Origin of the sequence: Pseudomonas sp. SIMBA_068 (assembly GCF_046534705.1) — a bacterium.
GTDB classification, from domain to species: Bacteria; Pseudomonadota; Gammaproteobacteria; order Pseudomonadales; family Pseudomonadaceae; genus Aquipseudomonas; species Aquipseudomonas putida.
On the sequence record NZ_JAWRYI010001467.1, the window covers coordinates 1 to 241 of the forward strand.

The window sequence follows — 241 nt, forward strand, 5'->3', positions numbered from 1 at the left end:
TGGCGTCATCTTCGAAGTCGTAGGCGCCGGCATGGCCGAACGAGAACAGGGTCGATGCCTCGCGAATGCCGCGCGGTCCGAAACGTGCGCCAGAGCGCCATTGGGTGCCCATGTCGTTGGGCGCACCGAGGATCGCCACATCGGCGTCGATGGCATCCCAGTCGGTGCAGATGGGCGATTTGGCGAAGGTGCAATGCCCGACGAAGGGCAGGTTCAGGCGGCCGGATTCATAACCGTGCTT

At 63.9% G+C, this 241-nt stretch carries 1 protein-coding gene; it reads right to left on the reverse strand.

Annotated features, from left to right (window positions below):
- On the reverse strand, positions 1-241 hold a 241-nt coding region (locus SB756_RS34505), incomplete at both ends, for an arginase family protein (protein WP_410913809.1).